Origin of the sequence: Neobacillus sp. DY30 (assembly GCF_030123065.1) — a bacterium.
In the GTDB taxonomy this organism is placed as follows: Bacteria; Bacillota; Bacilli; order Bacillales; family Cytobacillaceae; genus Neobacillus.
The window spans coordinates 1,521,376-1,540,613 of record NZ_CP126093.1 but is presented as its reverse complement, the minus strand read 5'-3'; the positions used below and the strand labels follow the sequence as shown (position 1 = coordinate 1,540,613).

The following is a 19,238-nucleotide window of genomic DNA, read 5'->3' as shown; positions in this document are numbered from 1 at the left end:
AGAAAAAGAAAGCATTAGGCACGGAGGTTAAACATGAATCGACAACAAAGAATCAAACTATTAGATTTTCAACTGAGGGCCTATAACGAAGGAGCAGTTGAACAAATAAGTGATCAATGGATTTTTTTTGATGAAGAAACGGAAGAAGCGGCGATGCTCGATGACTTCCTTCAGCAGGAGATTGAAATATTTCGTGTAAATCGCTGGAGAAAAGGGATCTTACTCGAATCTGGTAAGATACGCAGTGGAAATGAGGTTATAATGCTTCGTGATCATGACAAGGTTAGAATCAGAAAACATTTAATTTACTCATTAGAAAGACTTTTAGAAGGAATGAATGATGATGCCTTTTTTCAATTTGTCACGACATTAAATTCGCTGGACTTTTCTATTTATGATTGTATCTATTGCTATAATCACTTATCATTCCTTTCCGATGATAACCGAAAAGATGGAGTGAATTTTATTGTCTTCGATAACCAGGAGCAGATTTGTAATGTGCAGCATCATTTTTGCTATTTTGAAAAGGTCAATGACCGTTTTGAATTCACCCTAAATACAGGGAAACGATTGGTTATAGAAAAGATGATATCTTAAGAACAAAAGGTGTGTATTTTCTTATATAAGAAAACCACACCTCTTTTAGTTGCCTATATATTTTGAAAAAAGGGATTTTGCTTTTATAATATCATCTGTACCATGGACTAGAACACGGCCATCCTTGAACACAACTATGGATATTTCATTATCAGGTGCAAACCGAAGCAAATATTGGTTCCCGGTGACTTTTCCGTTCTGTTTCAGGCGTTCACTAAGCCTTTGTAAATTTCGTTCACGTTTCTCTCGAAAATATATCTGCACGGTATCTCGTCCGCATAGAGTACTATAGGTTTCCTGAACGGTAGACAAACGATCGAGAAAGTCAAACTGAAATTTTACACATGCAGGACATTGTGGATTTTTCCCCTCCTTTGTATCCATTGAAAAAAAGGAAGTATCCCAAATATCTATTTGCTCAAGATTCGTACTTGTTACGTGTCCTAACAGTAATTTAATTGCTTCCATTGCTTGAAAGGAACCTATAATATCTGTAATCGGCGACAATACACCAATAGTATCACAGGTTTCTCCCCTGCCAGCCGGTACGTGTGGAAATAGACAGCGATAACACGGTGTTATTCCAGGTTTTATTACTGTAAACATGCCTCGTGAGCTTACTGCAGCCCCATGAACCCAAGGAATTCCATACTTAATACTAACATCATTGATTAAGTATCTCGTCATAAAATTATCAGTGCCATCAATAATGACATCAAAGCCTGCTAATAATTCCTCAGCATTATCAAGATTTAAATCCGTAACAGCAGCATCAATTTTAACAGTTGAGTTAATCGAGTTCAGTCTGTTTTTAGCAGCAACTGCTTTGGGAAGATTTAGGGAAACATCTTGTTCATTAAAAAGTGTTTGACGCTGTAGATTGGAGAGGTCAACTACATCTCTATCAATTAACCTAATGTATCCAACCCCTGATCGGACCAAATGATTGGCACATACCGTTCCGAGTGCGCCAACGCCGACAATAGCGACCTTGCTTTTCAGCAATTTCAACTGCCCATTTTCTCCTATCCCTGAAAAAAGAATTTGTCTTGAATAGCGCCCTAAATCGTTCATAATGATCCTCTTTTCTAGATTAGTAGTACATTGACATGAGATAGGTAATCTACATATATTTTAAATGAGTTTTAGAAAAGTTTAAATATTAAATATATAAAAATAATTGTATAATAGTAATTAGGTTTATTTACTAATTTTGAGAGTAATATCCTATTAATATTTTCAATATAAATGGGAGATTATCTTTAATTTATTAATGAAAGAGAGGGAGAAACTTTGAATTTAGGTGGTTTTTTGAACAAAGAAGTGTTGGTTGATTTAACAGCAGGTGCAGTCAATTACAGATCTATTAACGAAGAGGATGCAAAAAAGTACATTGGCGGCCGCGGTCTAGGCGTAAAATATGTACTAGATAACGGTCCTGAAGTAGAGCCATTATCTCCTGAGAACATTCTTTGCATCATGACAGGCCCTGTAACTGGCTCACGTTCTTCTATGAGTGGACGTCTTTGTGTTGTAACAAAATCTCCGTTAACAGGAACGGTTACAGACTCACATATGGGTGGATGGACTGCTGCTCGCTTAAAATGGGCAGGTGTCGATAACATCATCCTAACAGGGAAAAGTGACAAACCAGTTTATCTTTATATTGAGGACGGAAAAGCTGAACTGCGTGATGCTTCAGAACTTTGGGGAAAAGGAACAAGAGAAACAGTTAAAACGCTGCAGGCAAGATATGGCGAACAAGATCTTAGTGTCATGACCATTGGTCAAGCAGGGGAAAACACAGTTAGGTTTGCATCCTTTATCAACGAGCATGATCGCGCAGCTGGACGTGGCGGAACTGCCGCGGTTGCAGGCTACAAAAAATTGAAAGCGGTTGTAATTAAAGCACCTCAAAAAGGGAATATGCCGCAGCCTAAGTTAGAAACTGAATATAAAGAGGCAAACAAAAAGGCTGTAAAGGCTATTCTTGACGGCGGATTAACGGCACCAAATAAAGGTGGTCTTTCCGTTTACGGTACAAACGTATTAACCAACATTATCAATGAGGTTGGGGCGCTTCCAACAAAGAACTCTCAGTTCACTCATTGGGATGAAGCGGAAAAGCACAGTGGTGAATATGTCAACGAACATTTACTCGTTAAAAATAATACTTGCCACGCATGTCCTGTAGGCTGCAAAATCGAAGTTGAAGTAAAAGATGGAAAATATAAAACTAGAGTTGAAAGTATTGAGTTTGAATCTGCTTGGTCACTTGGCTCGAACTGCTTATTGAGTGATGCCGAGGCCATTTCATATTTAATTGACCGCTGTAATGAGTATGGTTTAGATACCATTGAACTAGGTCACTGCTTCTCTGTTACAATGGAAGCCTATGAAAAGGGTTTGATTACAGAAGAGCTTATCTGGGGCGATGCAGACACTATGATAGACTTAACGAAGAAAATTGCATACCGTGAAGGCTTTGGAGGCCTCCTTGCTGAAGGTCCTGCAAAAGCAGCTGCTTCTTGGGGTGCATCTGAACTTTCTATGTCTGTAAAGGGTCAGTCTATACCAGCGTATGATCCACGTGGTATTCAAGGGATTGGTCTCGGTTATGCAACTAGTAACCGAGGAGCCTGTCATTTACGCGGGTATACGGTTGCAAGTGAAATTGCTGGTATTCCAGAACCAACAGATCGCCTTAAGCCTGAAGGAAAAGGTGAGTTATTAAAAATATTCCAAGATATGCTTGCGTTCTCTGATTCTATGAATATTTGTAAGTTCTCATCCTTCTCAGAAAATGCGGAGCATTATGCAGAACAATATAGTGCAATGACGGGTATTCCGATGACAGCGGATGACGTAATGAAGGCTGGGGAAAGAATTTATAATCTAGAGCGTTATTATAATAACCTAGCTGGATTTGATAAAGAGGAAGATGACTATCTGCCTAAACGATTCACAGAAGAGCCTGCCTCTGGTAATAGTGCAGGTGAGGTCAGCCGTATGGATATCATGCTTAAAGAGTACTACCAGGTCCGTGGCTGGGAGGCTGGAAAGGTTACTGAAGCAAAGCTTCGCGAGTTAGGAATTATTGGTTCAGAAAATCAATTAGTATAATAAAAATTAAAGGCTTCTGCATATTTTGCAGAAGCCTTTTGTTTACCCGCCTATCCTTCTTGTTTTCACACGATAGTTTTTGATCAGCTCTTTCAGGGTCATGTCATCTTTGGCATGAAACCTGATATGGACACTATTTACTTTAAATGTAGAAGTGATTGAAAGCTCCTCTTCCCTTAGTATTTCTCCATACCAATAGTCAGATTTATATATGTAAGGGAATTGTTCTGTAATCTGTTTACCGCCTAACTCTTCAAAATACATTCCAAGGTGCTCTCGTTTTATTCCACGAAACTCCAATTCCTGCTGCAGCATATTAACCCCCGGCAACAGGAGGAAATAGGGCAAATTGATCGGTTTCTTTCACAATGGTTTCAAGACCATCCAAATGTATGATATTTCTTCCATTTATAAACACATGAACAAATGGAAGCAGAACTTTTTCAGGAGTAAATATTTCATCCTTCAAATCAGGAAACATTTCAATCATCTTATCAAGTACATCAATGACCCGTTGTCCTTCCGGGTTAACCTCTACTCCAACTCCGCCGCAAATTTGCCGGAGATTAGCAAACACCCTAACTAGCATTTATACTCTCCCCTCCCCTTACATAAATAGTAAAACTATTTGCACTTCTTGTCATCATTTTTTAAACGAAAAAAGAGCAGCCGGTAAACCGACAGCTCTTTCTAACAAACTAATCTTATACATAAAAAATGGACATCGGTAATTTATCGAATCCTAAGTATAATACAAGTAAGAACGCGATAACAAACTGTATCCATAATACTGATGTCTTTCTATTTTGTGCAGTCTTGCTAAGGATCACTTCAAATAAACCAATTACCCATATTCCTACTACTGCTTTAAGTATATACAACAAATCAATATTGGACACCATGAAGATTAGTCCCACACCAGTTGCGATAATTAGTAAATAAAGCACACGTAAAATCATACGGACAATTTTAGCGCCCTTTTCTTTTCCGCCCTTTAGTAAAAATATAGCGACAATAAATAAAATTAGGGCTAGAACCCAAGCTGTAACGTGACCATGAATCATTTAATATTCCTCCTATGTATCAATAGCTTATAGCAACACTATCATACCATAGGCATTCCCAAAATCCTAAAAAAAGTCGGAGTTTAATAATAAGAACCTTCTAAAGTATTAATAGTAAAAATATCCCTAAGCACAATATTTTCCCCTTTGATTCCCTGAACCTCTGTAATCTTTGTTATTTTTCTTAATCCATTACTTGAACGTGAGAGGTGAACTATGATGTCAATGGTATCAGCAATCTTTTCCCTAATTGCCATAATAGCCAAATTCACCCCTTCGAGATAGGATATAATTTCCAAACGATCAATCATATTACTTGGACTGCTGGAATGTCCTGTTGCAAGGAAACCCTGAATTTTTTTATTTTCGTTCCAAAGTATTTCACGTACATTTTTACCACGAACATCTCCAATTATATTCCTTTCCTCTTGTGGAATGTAAGTGGAAAGAGCATTGACAAGTGTCGATTTGCCTGCCCCTGTTCCTCCGCTCACTACAATATTTAACCTAGCTTTCACACAGGTACAGAGGAAGTGAGCCATTTCTTTTGACATGGTCCCATTACGAATTAAATCCTGCAACTCTAAAGGTTTCCATAGATTCCTTTTAATCGAGATCCTTGCTGACTTGTATAATTTGTGGTCTATACCTTGTCCCTGATTATTTTGTTCGATTTGTTTTAATAGCCCCATAGATTCCACCCGCCTCATTTTTGTTTTTATTGAAAACCATCTTGCTCACAAAACATAAAGAAGATATGAACGGTTAGGCAAGGGTCGATGAAACAGAATAAAATAACCCCGCCTCTACCGAAAGGGGGGTTAACAAATGAAGTACAACAATGCACATAGAAAGTCCTATGTAAACATTGCTGTTATCTACGAAAAACACCCTGTTCTTTCGGTAACTGGCTGGCGTAGTGCAAATGCACCTTAGCCCCTTTAGCTTTGCGTCACTGATTTTCACCAGTTTTGCCTTTATCGAGAATCAGTGTTTTTACTTATCCGACTGATCTCTTAAATCTATCATAAGTCCTTTTGCCTTTCTCTCATATCCTACTATTTTATCATTTTTTAAAAATATATAGGTAATATTACCTTAATTTATAATTTTCCCAACTAGCTAAGATTAGATTTACTTTATTTGGGCGAATGAATCACATTACACCAACCCATACATACGATATTAAGAGAAAAAAGGTAAAGGGTGTTGTTTATGCCAGCGATTGTAGGCGTTGCACAAGTCATATCACTTGGCAGCAGTTCTGTTTTTCATATTGGAGATGTCTATAAAATCATGCCGTTCACTTCCGCTAAAACTTTCTCCGGTGCTGGGTCCTTTAATACGGGTGAAAGTTTAATTGTTCATAATAATAATTTAAGTAATACAAACACATACGATGCCGATGGTGTTGATCAAGGAATTTTCCTTAATGCCTAAGGAAAGGTTGATTTTAAGTGAATTTTTATATTCAGCAAACAATTCAAATTAACTTTATAAAAATTAGCAGTATTACGAATTCTTCTGTCCTGCAAATTGGCAGTGCCGGAATTATTAAACCCGCATCATATTTATATAATACTGGAGGTTTTACTAAACCGGCACCAATGGCAGGAGGCACTCAAACAACAAATGTTCAATCTAGTGTTGCAGTGCCTTTGGCAGGGGCTGGGAGAGAAGAAGAAACACAGTGAGGTGAGATGGTATGTATCAGGATTATTCACAACTTCTTCAATGGGTCCAAATAACTTTACAGTCACAAGAAAACAGAATTGCTGCTCTGGAAAAGACCATTCAAAATCTACAGGAACAATTGAAACAATTAAAGGATAAGCCTAGCATTCAGGTTGAAAAAATTGAATATAAGTTTGATCAATTGAAAGTCGAAACACTTGATGGAACATTAAACATTGGGCTAAACCCATCAGATTTGGCCAATATTGAAGATTTTGCTGTACAGAATCAATCCATAAATACACCTATCCATCCAAAGGCACAAATGCAGCGATCTATGAAGATAGAAGAATCTATTTACAGTTATTTAGAAACCGACTTACCTATCGTGTTTAAGGAAACCCAAAATCAATTAAATGTTCAGTTAGATGATTCCTATTTAGATTTTATCAAACAAGATATTATGAAACAGCTTCCAGCTAGGATTGATTACCATGTACAAAATACGGCAGATAATAAACGTGAAGGCGGACAAAGTACAGAGGAGAGCATTATTGAATTACTCAAACAGGAAATCAAGAAAGGTATTTTAATATTTATTAATCATTTGCCGGAGAACGTGAAAGGAATGAATACACAAAATGAACTTTGAAGTATATAATCGGGACCTACATGTAGATACGATTAGAATTCTAGGCGTTGCAAGTTCTTCACTCGTAATGGTTGGCGACACACAGAGTATTCAATTGGCAGCTACTTTCGACACACCCGCTGAATCACTCATCATTGGGCCATTTGTGCCACTTTTTTAGGCAGGCTTAACTTATGTTTCAGAGATCTTCTGTCGTAAAAACCGTTAAAGTAAATTCGGCTTCCTTTTCCTCCATCATCCAGCTTGGAGATTCCCGTGTGATAAATGGATTTTCACGAGCATTAGCCGTTCAGAGGGAAGCAGATGTATTTTTTGCCAAGGAAGGAAATTTTTTGAACTATCGTACTTTTTCAGAACCCATACCATTATTACCCATTACTGAAAGGGTATCCCTATTGACTCATAATTGCCTCCCCTTAATTAAGGTTAATAATATCTCTATTCTGGCTATGTCATCTTCTGCCATCCTGCACGTTGGAAACAGTGAAAACGTCTCTCTGGAAGCTAGGGTGAAACATATCAGGCAGCTGTTCCGTGCTGAAGATGAACAATAACAAGATATTAGGCATAAGATATTAAGGATTATACAATAAGAAGGATGTTTTTAATGCCAGCTATAATGGGTCCAGTACAGATCGTGAATGTAAGTGGCGGGATTGTTCAATTCGGGGATACAGTGTATATCTCTCCAAAAAGTGCGTCAAAGACCAATGCAGGATCTGGTGGTTTTAATACCGGAGGAATTATATTTACAGCCAACGGATTAAGCGGTACTAATGTTCTAGACGCAGATTTAATTGACCAGCCAATAGGCGGGAATAATTAATAAAAGACATAAACCACAATGGGCTTATGTCTTTTATTTTTTTCATTCATTTTCTTCTAGCTTTAAAATATGAGCACCATCAAAGAAGAATAAATATCTTTCATTGACTCTTCTCTTCCAAATTTTCTCCAATGCTTTCGTATATAGACTGATTTGCATCCTGTATCGTTGTTCGAGTATTGGTTTAGCCTGCTCGAAACCACCTTTATACCGGTCACTTATCCCGTCGGATTTAAAGTCAATAAGAACAAGTCCATCTTCATCTTCAAACACACAGTCGATAATACCCTGAACAAAAACAGATTCATCTTGGCCTTTCCATGTTGGATAGACTTCTGATGCAGGCAAGGAAAGGGTAAAAGGAATTTCGCGGCTCACTGCCTTTGCATTTAGAATCCGCCTGCCTAACTCTGACTCAAAAAATTTCCCAACAAGTTGAGCATCAATGACCTCAGCCTGTTCGATGGTTAGCAATTCATTATGAACCATCGACTCGATTTGTGTCTCTAGAGATTCTTTCGTAACAGGTCTTGTTAAATCCACATGCTGCATCACCATATGAAGGGCCGTTCCTCTTTCAGCAGGGCTAAGCATCTTTTCCTGCATAAACTTAGGACGTTTTGTAATGGATCTTTTAAATCTGCTTAACAATTCAGTACCACTATGCTCATCGGACATTTCACGCTGCCGCTTCATTTCAGATACCGACTGCTTCGAGCGGTGGGTTGAGGCGCTGGTAAAGGAATATCCCCATGTCATTCGAGACTCAATTTCCTCTTTAAATGGAGATGTTACCGGTATCTTTTCCCTATTCTCCACCTTTTCTAAAAAGGTGTCCTCTTCTATGCTCTTCATTATTTCCTGATTTTTAATTTCTTCAGCATTCATGAAAGTAATTTTCCATGCAGAAGGATGACTGGTAATCTCAACAGGCATAAGAGGGTTTTGAATATCGTTCTTCCTTATTCCTATACTATCCTGGTGCCGAATCAGCGCTGGACCTACCCAATCCATATAACAGCCTGCCCCTGCCCTTTCATAATCCTTGAGCAGCCAGTTTGTGTTGGCAGATACCTCAGTCCACTGTTCTATTTTTTTATCTGCATCCTTTAACGTTCCTGTCAAATATAGTTTTTCCTTGGCTCTGGTCAATGCGACATAAAGAACCCGCATTTCTTCCGCGAGCATTTCCATCTTCTTTCTGCGCTTAAAAGCAATTTGGGGCAGAGATGGGTACGAAATTCGTTTTTCAACATTTACATACTTAGCTGCAAAGCCGTACTCTTTGTCAAGCATATATGGTTTTCGAATATCAGACATATTAAAGTTTCGCGACAATCCTGCAATAAAAACGACTGGAAATTCAAGACCTTTACTGCTGTGAATGGTCATAATCCGTATAACGTCTTCCTGCTCTCCAAGTGCACGAGCTGCTCCAAGGTCGTCTCCTCTTTCAATCATTCTTTCTACAAAACGAAGAAAGCGGAATAATCCTCGAAATGAAGTTTGCTCATATTGCCTTGCCCGATCATACAAAGCTCGTAAATTTGCCTGCCGCTGTTTACCTCCAGGCAAACCGCCTGCAAAGTCATAAAATTGTGTATCCCGGTAGAGCTGCCAGATTAATTCTGATAGTGACCCCTGGCGGGCCATGGAACGCCATTGTTCCAAATTGTCATAAAAACGGCGGACCTTTTCGTATAAAAATTCCGTCTTTTCTGTCGGGCTGCTATTACAGAACTTTTTAACAGACTCCCAGAAAGTACCTTTGTGGTAAAGCCGGATTTGTGCAAGCTCCTCTTCGTTCAATCCAACAATAGGCGACCGTAAGACAGAAGCCAATGGTATATCTTGAAATGGATTATCAATCACCCTTAACAACGACATCATAATGGCTACTTCTGTTGCTTCAAAATAACCAGAGGAAAGGTTTGCATAAATGGGAATCCCTTGTTGCTTAAATTCCTCAATGATTTGTGGCGCCCAGGTCATGGAGCGTAGCAGGATTACTATATCTCGATACATAATTGGACGGTAAGAACTTGTTTTGGGATTATAAACCTGCGTTTCACCTGCAATTAATTGCTTAATTTTAGAAGCCATCACTCTTGCTTCAAGCTGAGATTTTTCTAAATCAACTTCGTCAAATTCAGAAGCTATCACTTCTGGTTCGGTTTCGGCCGCGTCTGAAGGTACTTCTTTACTATCATTATTTTGATTGATTAGTAATAACTCAATTGGAAATGGTTTATCTTCAGGATACGATGCACCAGGCCTTAGTTCCGCAGCTTCATCATATTCAATTTCTCCAACCTTTACACCCATAATCTGTTTAAATAAATAGTTTGTCCCTTCAAGCACTTCTTTCCTGCTTCTAAAATTACGCGCAAGATCAATTCGTAAGCCTGTACCATTACCGTCCTGTCTGAAACGATTATATTTTCCTAAAAATAAATTCGGCTCTGCTAATCGAAACCGATATATAGATTGTTTGACGTCCCCGACCATGAACAGATTACCATTTGGCTCGTCTTCTTTTGCGACCAGCTTTAAAATGGTTTCCTGAACCAAATTCACATCCTGGTATTCATCCACGAATACCTCATGAAAATGATGGCGGTAGGCTAATGCAGCTTCTGATGGAAGAAACTCTCCTTGAACACTGATTTCTCCTGTTAATATTGCTAGGCAATAATGTTCTAGATCGGCATAATCTACCAGACCTTTTTCACGCTTCGCTTTCTCAAAGCGCTCTGAGAAAACAGTGACTAAATGGACAAGAGTTTCAATTAGCGGGCGCATTTCTTCCATATCTCGTAAGAAGCCTTCTGGTTTTCGTAAAAACAACTCTTCTTTGATATCTTGAACCTTCTTTTTAGCCTTATCTCGAAGCTTTTGAGCTCTTTCCGTCAGTTCTTTATCGAAATGATCCCCTTTTACCTGTTTTGCTCTTGTAAATGACCATGTCTGCATGGCCTGATAAAGGACTGACCATGAGTCACGGTTCGCCTGGATTAGAGTATTGATTACATTTATATCATCAAGAAAATTTTCTGCCCTTGGTGCCGGACCGCCTGGAAGCTTAGTCACTTCTAAGCCTCGCTCTAACAATTCCTTTGCACCTTCTAATTGAAGTTCAATGTCAAAAACAAGTGCTTGAATGAATGGTAATTCTTCTAGCTTTGATATACCAGAAACATCATACATATCCATCATTGACTGTAAATAATGACTAGGTAAAGGGTTAGAGCGTGCAAAATCATAAATATCCCTGACGATATCCATTAAGGCATTATCACTCCGGTCACTCGTAAAGGAGTCTACTAACCGAAAAAATGGCTCGTTATCCTTTTTTCCATACTCCTCTTCAAATAACTCGTCCATGACTTCATCTCGAATTATTTGTGCCTCTGTTTCATCTACAATCCTAAACCCAGGGTCAACATCAATAAGGTAATAGTATTTCCGGATAACCTCCATGCAAAAGGAATGCAATGTTGAAATTGATGCTTTATTTAATAAGCTCAGCTGCTTTCGTAAATGTCTGGAGCCTGGGTCTTTATTGATTGCTTTTTCCAATGCTTCCCCGATACGGTGACGCATTTCCGCTGCCGAAGCATTCGTAAAAGTTACGACCAATAACTCATCAACATCTATAGGGTCTTCTGCTGATAGAAGCTTTTGAATAATGCGTTCAACCAACACAGCGGTTTTACCAGAACCGGCTGCTGCTGCAACAAGAATATCTTTATTTTTCCCCATAATCGCTTTCCATTGGTCTTCCGTCCAGGTTGCCCCCTCAGGTTTAGGAGGTATTTCAAAACTACTCATTTGCCGCAGCCTCCTTTCGAATCAGCTCAAAAATTGTTTCCTTGGGTTGAGGAGTAAGAACTCGGTAATGGTTTTCTATTGACTCGTCAAATTGACAAACAGATTTATAGGCACAAAATGTACATGGTGTTTTGTCCTTCATTTTATAAGGGGCAATATCAACTTGGCCATCCACTATAGCCTCTCCGGTAGTTTGATAGAGCTTTCGAACATATTTCCTTAAATCATCAAATTCATTTAGACTTGCGACTTTTGATTTCTTCGTCAGATTACCATCTTTCTTTATTCCCGCCGAAATAATTTGCGAATCCCCTGATTCAAGTGTTTGGTCCATCAGTTTAAGAACATTTTGGTCACCAACCATTAGACCGTTCATCTTGAATTTTTTCATGATTTCCTTTTCGATTTCATCAATCGTCATTAATTTAGTTGTGCTTATTAACGGGTTATGGACATGGAAATATAGTACTCCTGCGGGGCTTGCTTTCATTTCTACCAATTCGTCAGAATGTGTAATGACGATGTCTAAGTAGGTTAACATTTGCAAGGCTAGTCCATAGTATACCTCGTTAAGATTAACATCCTTTTCACTCGATTTATAATCAATGACGCGTAAGTAAGTACTATCATTTTCACCCTTCGCTTGATCAACTCTATCGATACGGCCAGCTAATTCCATTCGTTTTCCATTTTTTAATGAAAACGATAATGGCGGGAGTTTGCCATTCCGTCCGAAGCTCAATTCTAATCCAATTGGTGAGAAGCCACTTACTTTTGCATGTTCGCTTAATACTTGAGAGGCCCGGGTAATAATTTGTTCTAATTTTCGTTTAATATAGTGGTGACGTTCTGAGCTTAAAAGAATTTCATTTTGGAGCTTAGGGGCTAAAGCATTCACTGCCTCCTTGGATAATTCTTCACACTGTTTTTTTGTAAGAGTTGCCCAGCTGAGTTTTTGCTCATTTACAAAATCAGAGATATGCTTTAAGGCAGCATGAAATAATTCACCAATGTCAGGAGCTTCCAAACGAAAGACTTGCCGTTCACGAAGCTTTAACCCATGCTGTGCAAAATGCGAAAAGGCACAGCCATTATACAATTCCATTCGTGAAACACTTGCCTGTATCGTATCCCCATACAACTCGTCTGCTGTTTCCTTTGAAATCTGTACCGTCTTGTTGGTATAGAAGAGACTGGAAAATACTTTTTCTGCTGCTTGCTTCCACTCCCCGCTGATATAAAAGTTATATACATCCCACCATAACTCAGAAATAGGATAATTCCGCTTTTTTAGCTGAAGCTGTGAGGTCAAATAAGAAAGAGTTGTTTGGTGATTAGTAACAAAGTTTAACTGTTCTTCTTCTGTTAGCTCAGCAGGATCTGTCCCATAAAAATGTTCTATTACATTTGGAAACATATCTTTCAATCTCTTAATGTATGAAGAAGCTATTAATGCTTTTCCCTCATCATTAGCAAGCGGATAGCTGACATAAAGAGACTCTGAAGGCGTAGTTAGAGCTTTATAGGCAATGAAATTTTCGTCTAATAAACGAGTTCTGCTGCTGGGGGCAACTGCTAAATGAGCAGCTATTAACACTTCACGCTCTTCATCCGATAATATCCCATCATCCGCAATTTTAGCTGGTAATACCCCCTCATTAACACCAACAATAAAGGCTACTTTTATGTCTGACAGCCGAGATTTTTCTAAATCCCCGATAATCACCTGATCCAGTGCTGGGGGTATTAGTGAAAAATAAAGCGACTCAAAGCCTGCCTCCAAGATAGAGGAGAACGACTTCAATGGAACGGCTTCATCTCCTAGTATCTCCACATATTGGTCAAGGAGATCTATACAAGCATTCCAAACCTGATCATGTTCACGCATTTTTACAAGATTACCTTTTTGTTCGGCATCCATTTTCCAATTTTCTAGTTTTGATGGAATATCTAATTCTTCTAAATATAAATAGATTGCTTCACAAAGTTTCCGTCCCGTATCTGCCTTTTTAAGCCTTCTAGATAATCGTAGTATAGGAGCTGTTACCATAAGCTTTAATTCATTCAGCTGCTGTTCTATTTCTTTTTCAGCATCTGTCTGTACATTTGCTTCGATTTCAAGGCCCTTGAAACGGCGGTACGTCCATCTATCTTTACCAGTCCATTTACTTCCTTTAATTCCATAAGCAAGTATATAGTTTTCTAGTCTATCCATTTTTTCCCGCATACGGTCTGGATTTTCCTGAAGCGGGTATATCAATTCAGTTTTAATTACTCTAAATACAGGTTCATAACGCCAAAACGACTGTATTACTTCCAAGGTTGAACGGATCAATTCAATCAATGGGTGATTGAGCATCGTCCTTTTTTGGTCAATGAAATATGGAATTTGATAATCCGAGAAAACAGGCTCTACAATTTCATGATAATCACTGCCATTTCTTATCAACAGTGCTATGTCTTTATAACGATAATTCTTTGTCCGAACCAACCGAAGAATTTCTCGTGCGATTCCCTCTATCTCCGCTCTGCGATTAACCGCTTGACCTATATGGATGTCTGTTTTTCCAAAATAGGTGGCTGCTGGTCTGCTCTCAAAATGACTTTCTAAATGTTCTAAGTCAGTCTGATTCCATTTCTGCTGCTCAGACAGAAAAATTGGAGGCTCCATTTCGATGCCTTCCGCTTTTGCCAAATCATATAAAGTACAGCAGGCATCAGTAGACAATCGAAATAAGTCCAATTCATCCGGAAGAGTTTCAAAGGAAGTTGTGTCAGTCGTCATGGTAATCGTAACTCGCTGACAGTGCCTCATTAACTCTTTTATGACCAAGTATTCTTGTGGTGTAAAACTAGAAAACCCATCTATGAAGATTTCTGCCTCTTTTAAGTAGATTGATTGGGAAATCTTTTCAGAAAGCAAACGAAAATAGTCTTCGGAATCAATATACTTCCCAAAGACCTCATCTTCAAATTGTCTATATATAATCTCTAAATCATTTATTTTATCCTGCAAGACTCTAGAAGTATTTTCACTATTTTCACTGCTCATTTCCGACTTTTGTATTAGCTCTTCTGGTGTAATGCAATACCGCTTAAATTCAGTAATCATCTGTTCAACTTGCTGAACAAAGCCATTTTTATCAGCAGCACGCTGAAACAATTTTAACTCTTCCTTTTTATCATCTATAATTTTTCGAATGAGCATGCTTATTCCAACACTGCTTAGATGATACCTGCTAATGCCTCCAGTCTCCTGCAATATTCTCCAAGCTAACCGTGAGAAACTGTACACTTGGGCACGAATCATTCCACCGAGTTTTGGATTGGTCGCCAAGCGGTATTCTGTTGAAAAGGTCATCTGTTCTGGAACAATATAAATAATCGGTGCTCCCTCTGGATTTTCCAGCAGCCGGTCTTCGATTTCATTCATACACATCTGTGTTTTACCGCTTCCCGACCTTCCGGTAACCATTCTTAAAGACATGTTTCTTCCTCGCTTTCCGATTACCATTTTATAAACGTAATACTCTCATTTTATCACAAAAAGAGTACAAACGTTTGGAACACATGCTACAGATTTAAACCAGTAATGGTAATTTTTAAACAAAAAAGAGCCGATATTAATATCGGACTCCTAGTTTTTAAGATATTGTTATTAGAATTGAACATCCACTTCATTTAGCGGCCAGTAACGGAGGTCGACTTTTCCTACAACCTGACTGACAGAGATGAATCCAAAATGTCTGCTGTCCCAGCTGCCTAAGCGATTATCTCCTAGTACAAATAGTTTTCCTTCAGGCACAGTACTTTCTCCGGTAATTTCCTTCAAACTAAAATCACCGGTCAGTTTGACACCGGGAGTTTCTTGCTTATACACAGATAAAAAAGGTTCTCTGTACTTTTGTCCATTGATATATAATTCATCATCTTTAAACTCAATTTTATCGCCTGGAAGCCCGATTACTCGTTTGACAAAATCCTCTTTCTCGTTTGCATGGAACACTATGACATCAAAACGGCTCAAATCACTAATTTGGTAGCCCAGTTTATTGACTACTAATTTGTTTCCATCCTGGAGGGTAGGCATCATCGACTCTCCCTCCACCACATAATTAGAAAAGAAAAAAGTTCGTATGAAAGCAAAAATGATAATACCTATTGCAAAAGCTTTAATCCATTCAATCCCCTCTTTTTTCCATTCAATATTCACTTTTAACTCCTCCTTTTCTTCAACTCTTTACCTCTATTTATCTCCTCATTATGGTCATTTTCCACGCTCTTATTCAATCTTACTTCAATTCTTTTTCCAACATACCAAAGAATAAAAATAACTAGAAAAACGATGGCAGTTCGGTAAGGACGAGTAATCAGTGAATGAAGATCATAACCAACAAAACTGATGGTAAAAATCATCACCATTTTACCGATTGCTACCGCAAGCATGTATTGATAAGTACTAATTTTTGAAAGAGCAGCTACAACATTCACCACAACAGATGGTGTAAATGGGAAACATAAGAGCAAAAAGAGCGGGCCAAAACCATGTCGATCTACCCAGTCCATCAGCTTTTGAACCTTTGGGCGTTTTGATAGAAAAGAAAAAACCCGCTTTTGTCCGTACTTCCTAATGAGCAAAAAAAGCAGCAGCGCCCCCAAGCAAGAGCCTATCCATGAATATAAAAATCCCATCCACAACCCAAACGCACTAGCATTAGCCATAACAAATATAAACAATGGCAGAAACGGTAAAAATGCTTCGATTATGGGCAGCACTACACCGGGTAATGGTCCAAAGGACCGATACTCTTGAATTATGTCCATTATATTTTCTAGTGTGAACCAAGCCTTGATTGCTTCAAAATCCATATGATTGCTCCTTACCTTATTGCATTGAAAGCAGATTGGTTAGATTATTGAGTTAAAAATTGGTGAAAAGCCTCCTTATTCATCTCTAAATCTAAATCCAAAACAGAACCTTCCCCTTTGATTCTTGCATCTTCATATCCATTCTCAATAGGTATTCTAAAGGTTTGAATATCACCTCTATCTTTTGCAAAGAAATCCTTTGCCATAAACAATATATCTCCGGTATCCATGTTTGAGTTGATATAGGGTGTGACCACACCAATTAGTTTAGGGAGTTTGGGAATCGTTTGAATACCTGACAGCTGATCACTTATAGCCTGAAGTGCCTGCTGCTGACGTTGAACCCGGCCAAAGTCACCTATCGCATCATGTCGAAAACGTACAAAGCTAAGCATTTGTTCCCCATTAAGTCTTTGCAATCCCGGTTCTAGTGGAACTTCCACATATGCTGACATTTTCTTCTCAACGTTAATTTCTACGCCATTCGGAAAAGCCTCATCAATCAATTGTACAAAACCTTCAAAGTCGACAATTGCATAATACTGTAAATCAATATCAAAGTTTTCCTTGATTGTTTTCCTTATTAATTCAGGACCGCCGCGCATAAAGGCCGAATTAATTTTGTGCTTACCCTCACCAGGGATATTTACATAAATATCTCTCATGATAGAAGTTAGCTTATAAGTACCTTGGTCTTCATTATAATGCGCAATCATTATCGTATCAGCTCGAGATGCTTTCTCACCTGCTCTGGCATCACTCCCCAACAGGAGGATATTGGTGGCCCCATATTGGTCCTTTTTACCTTCGAAAGTGTACACTTCTTCGTTAACATTATTTTCCTGATTATTAATTTTCTCTAATGATTGATTAACTCCTTGTTTATACTGATAATATGCATAACCTGCAGTTGCCCCAAATAGTACGAGCAGCACCATTACGATTGAGGCCGATTTTCTTTTTTTTCTTTTTTTGTGTTTTTCGTATCTCATACTGAATTCACCCATCTATGACATATTTTTTAGGACAAGTTTTTATTGTGTCTATATATAATTCATTTTCCCCGAGAAAATATCCTTCTATCAAAAACTTTCTCATACTAGTACCAAATTTTGCAAACAAAAAAACGCAATTTTTAAAGCATTGCGTTTTCCAATAGACTTTTGTATGATAAATAGGAACGTGTGTTCTGAAAAAACATTCTATAAAAGGGGACGATGATGGGATGACAAGAATTCCAGAAGAGGATCGAAATATAATGGAAAAAGCCATCTATTTACCGATGGTATTAATTGTCTTAAATCGTGATTTAACTGTTGTAGAAAACAGTCCTTTTAAATTAAAAAAACCTTATTTAGAACTAATTGAAGAAACCATGAAAAGTATTCAAAAGGAATTAGCTGAAGTGAAACGATATATGAAAAAGAATAACCTGAAAGTAATGGAAACAAAACGGGACGATGCCTTTACCATGTATCTGTTCTTATATAAAGGGTATGAAGAAGCTCATAATTACTTTAACCCAAGAATACGAAATAAAGTACAAGAATTAATGGAGTTCTATTTTCTAAAACAGTACCTGTCCCGTTAAGATGTTAAAGTTTATTCTTAACTCTCTGTTTTCCATACTGATAAGAATCTTCAGATGCCTCCATCGCCTTCGGCCGTTGTAATAAATAAAAAGATTTTTTTTCATTATATTCAATTCTTTGCATTAACTTCGTTCTCAGGTAAGCTGTTCTCTCTAGTTGAGAAATGATTGAACTGCAAGAAATAGGGAATTTATAAGTCTGATTATTATTAAAAAGGATTTGTGTTTCTTGGGGACTAACCCGATTATAATCTTTAACATGTTCATGGGAAATCCAAATACATTCTTGACTGTTTGGTGATGTGGTAGGAAAGAAAAAAATACGGTTTGTAGGATCAATTGCAATGGGAATCTTATGTGCATAACCAACTAGCTGTTTGGTGCCATGCCTGCGGCCATTATAATCACTGCCATAGTATTCGCAGCTATTTCTTATAATATCGAGCGGCTTAAAGGGGGATAAAAATTCGTCCTCAACTTCAAAAATCTCCGAATAAATTTTACTGCCATACGCGATGGGTTTAATGAACATCGTAAATGGATTAACCTCATATTCTTCAATTTGTTTTAGCTTCAATATTTTCAACTCCATTAACAATTTTATCCATCATATCATGTTTAATTTATATATTTTTCATTTATCTGAATTGTTGCGAATTTATTCACAAAGTTATGGCGAAAAATTAAAACTGAAAATTATAAATATTCGTTGATATTATCAAAAAAAAACCATATAATATTAAAAAGCATCAGAGGTGATTTTGATGAATGAGAAATCATACACGGAATTAATGAAAATTGGTGCCATGAAACGACAACGGAAAGAGAATTTTGTCCAAGATTTATACATTGATATGCTTTTATCTGAAATTCAGTTAAGTGTCGAAAGAGAAAAACTGCTTAAGAAAATTGACAGTGCGATTGATCATCGCGATAAGCAGAACTTTTACCATTTATCAAAACAATTAGTTGAAATAAACAAACGGTTCGGAACGTAAGTTACTTTTTTAT

The 19,238-nt window shown here is 37.9% G+C and carries 21 protein-coding genes and 1 riboswitch; of the genes, 10 read left to right on the top strand and 11 right to left on the bottom strand.

The window, feature by feature from the left end; all coding sequences use genetic code 11:
* Window positions 1–33 precede the first annotated feature (33 nt).
* The gene (locus QNH29_RS07500) at window positions 34–597 is read left to right on the top strand and encodes a DUF2777 domain-containing protein (protein ID WP_283864193.1); all 564 of its coding nucleotides are present in this window, start codon (window positions 34–36) and stop codon (window positions 595–597) included.
* Window positions 598–642: 45 nt separating this feature from the next.
* Here QNH29_RS07500 and QNH29_RS07495 read toward each other — a convergent pair whose 3' ends face one another.
* Window positions 643–1,671 (bottom strand): ThiF family adenylyltransferase, encoded by a 1,029-nt coding sequence (locus QNH29_RS07495; protein WP_283864192.1) that lies wholly within the window; start codon window positions 1,669–1,671, stop codon window positions 643–645.
* Between the two features lie 219 nt (window positions 1,672–1,890).
* On the opposite strand from QNH29_RS07495, the gene QNH29_RS07490 reads away from it, so the two are divergent.
* Entirely contained in the window at window positions 1,891–3,720 is a 1,830-nt protein-coding gene (locus QNH29_RS07490) for an aldehyde ferredoxin oxidoreductase family protein (RefSeq protein ID WP_283864191.1), read from the top strand.
* Between the two features lie 42 nt (window positions 3,721–3,762).
* Here the strand turns inward: QNH29_RS07490 and QNH29_RS07485 are convergent, their stop codons facing one another.
* From QNH29_RS07485 to QNH29_RS07470, 4 genes are all read right to left on the bottom strand, one after another.
* Complete coding sequence (locus QNH29_RS07485; RefSeq protein WP_283864190.1) at window positions 3,763–4,035, bottom strand: MoaD-like domain-containing protein; 273 nt, start codon at window positions 4,033–4,035, stop codon at window positions 3,763–3,765.
* A 1-nt stretch (window position 4,036) separates the two neighbouring features.
* Complete coding sequence (locus tag QNH29_RS07480; protein WP_283864189.1) at window positions 4,037–4,309, bottom strand: ubiquitin-like small modifier protein 1; 273 nt, start codon at window positions 4,307–4,309, stop codon at window positions 4,037–4,039.
* 115 nt (window positions 4,310–4,424) lie between these two features.
* Window positions 4,425–4,784 (bottom strand): YisL family protein, encoded by a 360-nt coding sequence (locus tag QNH29_RS07475; protein ID WP_283864188.1) that lies wholly within the window; start codon window positions 4,782–4,784, stop codon window positions 4,425–4,427.
* Window positions 4,785–4,867: 83 nt separating this feature from the next.
* The gene (locus QNH29_RS07470) at window positions 4,868–5,476 is read right to left on the bottom strand and encodes an ATPase, T2SS/T4P/T4SS family (RefSeq protein ID WP_283864187.1); all 609 of its coding nucleotides are present in this window, start codon (window positions 5,474–5,476) and stop codon (window positions 4,868–4,870) included.
* A gap of 207 nt (window positions 5,477–5,683) precedes the next feature.
* Window positions 5,684–5,770, bottom strand: a riboswitch (cyclic di-GMP riboswitch).
* Window positions 5,771–5,999: 229 nt separating this feature from the next.
* Between QNH29_RS07470 and QNH29_RS07465 the strand changes: the two genes are divergently transcribed.
* Genes QNH29_RS07465 through QNH29_RS07440 form a run of 6 tightly spaced genes read left to right on the top strand, consistent with a single transcriptional unit; the run spans window position 6,000 to window position 7,936 of the window.
* A complete protein-coding gene (locus QNH29_RS07465; protein WP_283864186.1) occupies window positions 6,000–6,224 on the top strand; it encodes a spore germination protein in 225 nt (74 codons plus the stop codon).
* A 17-nt stretch (window positions 6,225–6,241) separates the two neighbouring features.
* The gene (locus QNH29_RS07460) at window positions 6,242–6,478 is read left to right on the top strand and encodes a spore germination protein GerPB (RefSeq protein WP_283864185.1); all 237 of its coding nucleotides are present in this window, start codon (window positions 6,242–6,244) and stop codon (window positions 6,476–6,478) included.
* Between the two features lie 11 nt (window positions 6,479–6,489).
* Complete coding sequence (gene gerPC / locus QNH29_RS07455; protein ID WP_283864184.1) at window positions 6,490–7,110, top strand: spore germination protein GerPC; 621 nt, start codon at window positions 6,490–6,492, stop codon at window positions 7,108–7,110.
* Window positions 7,100–7,270, top strand: a complete 171-nt coding sequence (locus QNH29_RS07450) for a spore gernimation protein GerPD (protein ID WP_283864183.1) — start codon at window positions 7,100–7,102, stop codon at window positions 7,268–7,270. Before gerPC ends, QNH29_RS07450 begins: the two co-directional genes overlap by 11 nt.
* Before the next feature lie 13 nt (window positions 7,271–7,283).
* The gene (locus QNH29_RS07445; RefSeq protein ID WP_283864182.1) at window positions 7,284–7,664 is read left to right on the top strand and encodes a spore germination protein GerPE; all 381 of its coding nucleotides are present in this window, start codon (window positions 7,284–7,286) and stop codon (window positions 7,662–7,664) included.
* A gap of 53 nt (window positions 7,665–7,717) precedes the next feature.
* Entirely contained in the window at window positions 7,718–7,936 is a 219-nt protein-coding gene (locus QNH29_RS07440; RefSeq protein WP_283864181.1) for a spore germination protein, read from the top strand.
* Between the two features lie 42 nt (window positions 7,937–7,978).
* Here QNH29_RS07440 and addA read toward each other — a convergent pair whose 3' ends face one another.
* The 5 genes from addA to QNH29_RS07415 all read right to left on the bottom strand — a co-directional run bounded on the left by addA (window position 7,979) and on the right by QNH29_RS07415 (window position 17,628).
* Window positions 7,979–11,767 (bottom strand): helicase-exonuclease AddAB subunit AddA, encoded by a 3,789-nt coding sequence (addA, locus tag QNH29_RS07435; protein WP_283864180.1) that lies wholly within the window; start codon window positions 11,765–11,767, stop codon window positions 7,979–7,981.
* Window positions 11,760–15,254 carry a helicase-exonuclease AddAB subunit AddB gene (gene addB / locus QNH29_RS07430; protein WP_283864179.1) on the bottom strand — a complete coding sequence of 1,165 codons (3,495 nt, stop codon included), beginning with the start codon at window positions 15,252–15,254 and terminating at the stop codon, window positions 11,760–11,762. The genes addA and addB overlap by 8 nt, the downstream gene beginning before the upstream one ends.
* A 171-nt stretch (window positions 15,255–15,425) precedes the next feature.
* On the bottom strand, window positions 15,426–15,980 hold the full coding sequence (lepB, locus tag QNH29_RS07425; protein ID WP_283864178.1) for a signal peptidase I: 555 nt from the start codon (window positions 15,978–15,980) through the stop codon (window positions 15,426–15,428).
* A 2-nt stretch (window positions 15,981–15,982) separates the two neighbouring features.
* Window positions 15,983–16,636: a TVP38/TMEM64 family protein gene (locus tag QNH29_RS07420; protein WP_283864177.1), complete on the bottom strand. Its 654-nt coding sequence runs from the start codon at window positions 16,634–16,636 to the stop codon at window positions 15,983–15,985.
* Between the two features lie 44 nt (window positions 16,637–16,680).
* A complete protein-coding gene (locus tag QNH29_RS07415) occupies window positions 16,681–17,628 on the bottom strand; it encodes an LCP family protein (RefSeq protein ID WP_283864176.1) in 948 nt (315 codons plus the stop codon).
* A gap of 233 nt (window positions 17,629–17,861) precedes the next feature.
* On the opposite strand from QNH29_RS07415, the gene QNH29_RS07410 reads away from it, so the two are divergent.
* Window positions 17,862–18,227 (top strand): YhjD family protein, encoded by a 366-nt coding sequence (locus QNH29_RS07410; protein WP_283864175.1) that lies wholly within the window; start codon window positions 17,862–17,864, stop codon window positions 18,225–18,227.
* Window positions 18,228–18,231: 4 nt separating this feature from the next.
* Here QNH29_RS07410 and QNH29_RS07405 read toward each other — a convergent pair whose 3' ends face one another.
* Window positions 18,232–18,804: a competence protein ComK gene (locus tag QNH29_RS07405; RefSeq protein WP_283864174.1), complete on the bottom strand. Its 573-nt coding sequence runs from the start codon at window positions 18,802–18,804 to the stop codon at window positions 18,232–18,234.
* A gap of 187 nt (window positions 18,805–18,991) precedes the next feature.
* Here QNH29_RS07405 and QNH29_RS07400 point away from each other — a divergent pair, with 187 nt between their 5' ends.
* Window positions 18,992–19,225, top strand: a complete 234-nt coding sequence (locus QNH29_RS07400; RefSeq protein ID WP_283864173.1) for an IDEAL domain-containing protein — start codon at window positions 18,992–18,994, stop codon at window positions 19,223–19,225.
* The last annotated feature ends 13 nt before the right edge of the window (window positions 19,226–19,238 follow it).